Genomic DNA, 4,952 nt, shown 5'->3' on the forward strand with positions numbered 1-4,952 from the left:
TAACGAACCTGGACGGCTCGGCCTTTTACGGCTCCAGGAATTTCTCTTCCTTCCCATTCAATCCACTCTCCATCACCCCGCTCCTGCTGCTCCAGTATGGGGAGTGCAATCTCAAGGGCTTGCAGGTAGGTTTCTTCGCGCAGGCTCAGGCCAATATTTGGCTGCTTTTGAAATGCTTTGAGGTGGGATATATCCCGACGTGCAACTTCAGCTGTTAGCTTTTTCATCATGCGTACTCCGTAGCGTTTTCACTCGCCCATGCCTGGTCATATTCATCGGCGGGCATGTTGGCGATGTAGTTGTAAGGTGTCGCGCCGTCCATCATCAGGAACTGGTGCGACTGTTCGTGTAAGTACAGCGGGATACCACCTTCCCATCCCTCTCCGTTACGCTGCTTTTCCAGCATCAGGACAGATGCTGATGTTGCCAGTGCTGCCTGTTCCTTCTCGTTTAGTGGCTCTCCAGCGTGTTGCTTCTGGATGGCTCGCTCTCTGACTTTGTTGCGCCAGATGATGAACAGGTTGTCGGTGAGATCGGTGATGGCACTGGTGCCTTTCACGTCCATTTTCCCGGTTGGCTTCTCTTCGCTGTCTGATTTACGGCTGTGAGTAACCATGATGACGTGGCTGTTGGTGCGGTTTTTGAAGTCACAAATGGCATCCACAAAAGCCTTTTGCCCGTTGTAGTCGTCTTCACCAATGCCACACTTCATGAGGCTGTCGATGATGAACAGCTGAATGCCGTAGCGGCGGCTTGCATACTCGAAGATTTCCAGCAGGCGGTCTGCTTTAGCGGTTCCTGTCAGGCCAAACAGCCAAAGCCGGTCATCGTAGAATTTAAATGCGGACTCGATTTCCATCTGAGGTGGCAGCTTCACGCACGTTGCCTGCCGTGTCATACGCTTCAGTAGAATCCCCGGCTTAAGCTCCAGTGACGCTACGCAGGAACGCACACCCTGTCGCATAGCCTCCAGAACCATGTGGCCAACGACTTCCGTTTTACCGTGTCCGTTCACCCCATTCACTATGGTTAGCTCCGCCTCACGGAACGCAAAGTTGTGATTCAGGGTTTCCCATGGACTGCGGAACATGCATTGCTCTTTGCCGTAGAATGCGTTGATGGTGTCCTGATAGAACTCGCGGGCGCTGTAAAGCTCTTCAGGATCGAAGTAAGCAGCACGCTCCAGAACGTCGATAACTTCATCGGCTGTCATGCCAGCCTGCAAGCACTCGTTGATGTCTTTGTGAGGAAGGTTAACCAGGCGGCAGCGATGCTCACCTAGACGTGATGCAATTTCTTTCGCAGCTGCCTGACCCACTTCGTCGGAATCCATTGAGATCCAGATTTCCTGAAAGCGGTCCAGATTGTGGAATTCAAACTCAATCCACTGCTGCTTGGCACCCTTACCGCCGCCGAATGGCACCGACAGCGCTGGTAGTCCGTACTGGTGATAGGTCATGCAGTCAATCTCACCCTCACACAGCACCACAACCCGGATGTTATTCGGCATAGCCTGCCAGCCGAACAGGCATGGCTCACAATCGCCTTCAGCCATGATGGCCTTCTTGCCGTTAGGTCGCTCGGTGCTGATGCGCTTAACCTGTAACAGCTCACCGTCGCGCTTGTAAGGGAACGCCAGAGCATCCAGTTCTCTTTCGCCGTTCCACACTTTTGCCGCTGCAACTTCGAATGTTTTAGCCGTCTCAGCGGTGATCCCGCGGGTGGCGAGATATTCGATGTGCTTTTCGGTTTTGGTGAGGTACTTACAGATTTTCTTACGGTCGGGGCGGGAGAATTTCTTTTGCTGCTTAGCTGCGAAGTGGTGGTCATCATCGCGGATGCCAAGGAACTCTTTGGCTTCGGTCATCGCCTGGTGTAATCCGCAATCTTTCACAGCTACCCAAAGGTCGAGAAGGTCACCGCCACTCCCTTCAGCGAAGTCCTGCCAGACTTTCTTGCCTGCCAGATTCACTTTCAGGCTGTGTCCCTGCTCGCCGTTTACGCTTCCTGCAACCCACTCATGCGATTCTTTCTTTCCGTTCGGCAGCAGATATTTTGCTACCCGGTCAACCTGATTCCAGAGCAGGTCACTCAGTTCAGATGGCGTCATCATGATGCCCTCAGTTGCAGTTTGTTAAACCAGTACCGGACAAATCCCTCGCTCAACAGGCCGTGGTTATATCCGGCAATCAGCAAAGATTTAATCCGTGGCTTCATGTGATCACCTGTCGATAAACACGTAGCCGGATTTGGATACCGTGATTGCTGATTTGACGTTACTGGTTACTGGTGCCGCTTCTGGCTTATCGTCCTGCCAGCGCTGACCGTTCAGATAGCTTGCCGGGTGGAGTTTGTCGAACCCGAATTGTTTGCCCTTCCTGCTGGTGATGTCCTCTGCCAGCATCCGGGCAAATTCGTCAGGGGTGCCGCCAGTATCTTTCCGCCATGACTGAAACTGGGTTTTGAAAGACTGCGCTGCTTTTTGCTTTCCGGTTTTCACCATGCCTGCACACCAGAAAACTGACTCGAAGGCTTGCTCGATTTCTGGATTAACTTTTGCAGTCCTGGAGGCTTTTTCAGGCACTGACCGAACCTGTTCGGGCAAATTGTTTTTATTGTCTTTCTTGTCTTTTGTAATATTGTCTTTTGTGTTTACCTGATTCGGGTAAGGGCGATTACCTGATTCGGGTAAGCTTTCCTTACCTGATTCGGGTAAATTTACCTGATTCGGGTTAACTGCATTTTCCCAGTCTCCAATCGCCTTATTGATGCCGGTAAGACGACCGTTCTGGCTGAGGATTTTGCGCTTAACCAGAGCGCTTTTTGCTGCCGAGCATTTGTGCGGCAACATCCCTGTGAGCTTTGACAGCTGCTCATTGCTGATCCAGTCAACTTTCTTGTTGAAGCCGTATGTCTTGCGCATGACGGCCATGAAGACCAGAAGCTGATGTTGGGATAATCCTGCAAGCATGACAGCCTCTAGGAGCTCATTGGCGATGCGCGTGAACCCATCTTCAATCTCTGCCACGCGACGCTCTCTTGCCTCGATGTGAGGCTGTAGATCATGAACTTCTGCGAGATTACTCATTGCCGTTTCTCCTTCGCTCTATGCTCTTCAAGGATGCTTTTAAGTTTCTCAGCAACCTTCGGATTGAACGCTTTGCAGAATTCGACTCGGGCAAGGTTTTTGTGCAATTCCGCCTGGTACATAACGTGTTTCTTTGGCATAATTACTCCTGTGAATTGATCCAGTCATTTCGCATCAGGCCTCAAAACAGTTCCCGCTGCTTTGGGGCTTTTCTTTTGTCAGTAGCTGCTCAATACGTAACAACCTCTGAGCCACATCCGACTCCGGTGACACCACATCCAGATAAGCCAGTGCCAGACTCATCATCTGGAAGAAGCTGTGACGCTGCTTTCCTGATGGGCGCTTCATGCGGCTTACAGCTGCGTCGTCCAGCTCTAGTACCTTCGCCAGTGTTCCCTGTCCACGTTCAGCCAGTTTGTTCAGTAACTGGCTTTCAATCTCTCTCGCTTTTTTGCGATAGCTTGCAATTTCCATCATGTAAAATTCCTTTGTTGGTTAAGTAATTGCGTGACATTGCGGTGAGCAAGTCACTTCGGTTTTTCCCTGGTATTCCGAGGGAGGTCAGATTGATAAAGAGCGGTGTTGCTTAAGCTGCTGTCTTTCTTGGCGGGAACAGACCATCAAGAGTGGTCTTGCTACCTAATTTGTTTAACGCCTTCACCAGGCGACGGCATGACTCTAAATCTGGTGCTCGGATTCCCGTCTCGTAGTTAGCTAGTCGGGACTGATTCCAGCCACAAACGCTGGCAAGCACTGATTGAGTGATGCCAAGCTTTTTCCGTTCGTTGGCAATGTTGTTCATGGTTTGTCCTTAATGGGTCACTCTGCGCCTATTAAACACAATTCGTGATTCATTTTCAACACAAATCGTGAAAAGCCTTTTAACACGGAATGTGATAGAAATATGCGCATGAAAAGAGATGAAGATATTGCCGCGCGAATTAAGCGCTTACGTGAAGCTAAGGGTCTCTCTCAGAAGGCTCTTGCGGAGCTATGCGGATGGGCTTCACAGTCTCGGATAGGCAACTATGAAGCTCGGGTGAGAAGTGTTAGCGTTGATGATGCGGAGGTGATCGCAAAAGCTTTGGGTGTAACTCCGGCTGAGCTGCTGTTCGGAGATTATTATGAAGGACCATATCAGCCGGGGGAGAAATATCCATTGATAAGCTGGGTAAGTGCGGGCGCATGGAAAGAGGCATTAGAGCCTTACAATTTGCAGCAGGTTTCTGAGTGGTATGAATCAGAGGCACGCGTAGAGGGTGATGGATTCTGGCTTCGCGTCCATGGCGATTCCATGACTGCTGCGGCTGGAATGAGTATCCCGGAAGGTACGCTCGTTCTTTTTGATACCGGCCGAGAGCCTAAGAATGGCAGCCTAGTTATTGCAAAGCTTGTTGATGCCAATGAGGCAACTTTTAAAAAACTGATCATTGATGGCGGGCAGAAATACCTTAAGGGCCTCAACCCGGCCTACCCACTTATCCCCATCGATGGCAACTGCCGGATCATCGGTGTGGCAGTGCAGACCATGATGAATCTCGTCTAGTTATACCCCCACGAAAACCCCACAAACCCGCTTCGGCGGGTTTTTTATTGCCCTCAAAAAATATATTCCCTTCAAATTCAATAACAACACGATATGTGTTCAATATTAATCACAATTCGTGTTGACTGCATAAACACAATCTGTGATTATAAATCCCATCAGCAGGACGCACTACTCACCAGGACGGTGATGCTCTTTAACAATATGACCCTGTGAATACACAGGCCGAGGCGAGTGCTTCGGGATTGGATGAATGCGCAGGCTGATGCGCACCGGGATCGCAACGTAAGTCGCAGCGGCGCAGTGATAGATGGTATG

General features: G+C 50.5%; 7 protein-coding genes. 1 reads left to right on the top strand and 6 read right to left on the bottom strand.

What is annotated here, in order from left to right:
• The 6 genes from AC0T7J_RS24825 to AC0T7J_RS24850 all read right to left on the bottom strand — a co-directional run.
• A partial coding sequence (locus tag AC0T7J_RS24825; protein ID WP_473798311.1) for a hypothetical protein occupies window positions 1-230 on the bottom strand: 230 nt, incomplete at its 3' end.
• Window positions 227-2,110, bottom strand: coding sequence for a toprim domain-containing protein (locus tag AC0T7J_RS24830; RefSeq protein ID WP_473798325.1), 1,884 nt, complete (start codon window positions 2,108-2,110; stop codon window positions 227-229). The genes AC0T7J_RS24830 and AC0T7J_RS24825, both read right to left, overlap by 4 nt.
• 111 nt (window positions 2,111-2,221) lie before the next feature.
• Window positions 2,222-3,088 (bottom strand): replication protein, encoded by an 867-nt coding sequence (locus AC0T7J_RS24835; protein WP_473798314.1) that lies wholly within the window; start codon window positions 3,086-3,088, stop codon window positions 2,222-2,224.
• Window positions 3,085-3,228 carry a hypothetical protein gene (locus AC0T7J_RS24840; protein ID WP_473798317.1) on the bottom strand — a complete coding sequence of 48 codons (144 nt, stop codon included), beginning with the start codon at window positions 3,226-3,228 and terminating at the stop codon, window positions 3,085-3,087. The genes AC0T7J_RS24835 and AC0T7J_RS24840 overlap by 4 nt, the downstream gene beginning before the upstream one ends.
• A 34-nt stretch (window positions 3,229-3,262) precedes the next feature.
• Window positions 3,263-3,565, bottom strand: coding sequence for a CII family transcriptional regulator (locus AC0T7J_RS24845; RefSeq protein WP_473798320.1), 303 nt, complete (start codon window positions 3,563-3,565; stop codon window positions 3,263-3,265).
• A gap of 109 nt (window positions 3,566-3,674) precedes the next feature.
• Window positions 3,675-3,890, bottom strand: coding sequence for a helix-turn-helix domain-containing protein (locus AC0T7J_RS24850; protein ID WP_163637952.1), 216 nt, complete (start codon window positions 3,888-3,890; stop codon window positions 3,675-3,677).
• A 102-nt stretch (window positions 3,891-3,992) separates the two neighbouring features.
• Here AC0T7J_RS24850 and AC0T7J_RS24855 point away from each other — a divergent pair, with 102 nt between their 5' ends.
• Window positions 3,993-4,634: a LexA family protein gene (locus tag AC0T7J_RS24855; RefSeq protein ID WP_279856471.1), complete on the top strand. Its 642-nt coding sequence runs from the start codon at window positions 3,993-3,995 to the stop codon at window positions 4,632-4,634.
• Window positions 4,635-4,952: the final 318 nt, after the last annotated feature.

The organism is Pantoea sp. E956-1 (assembly GCF_982223955.1).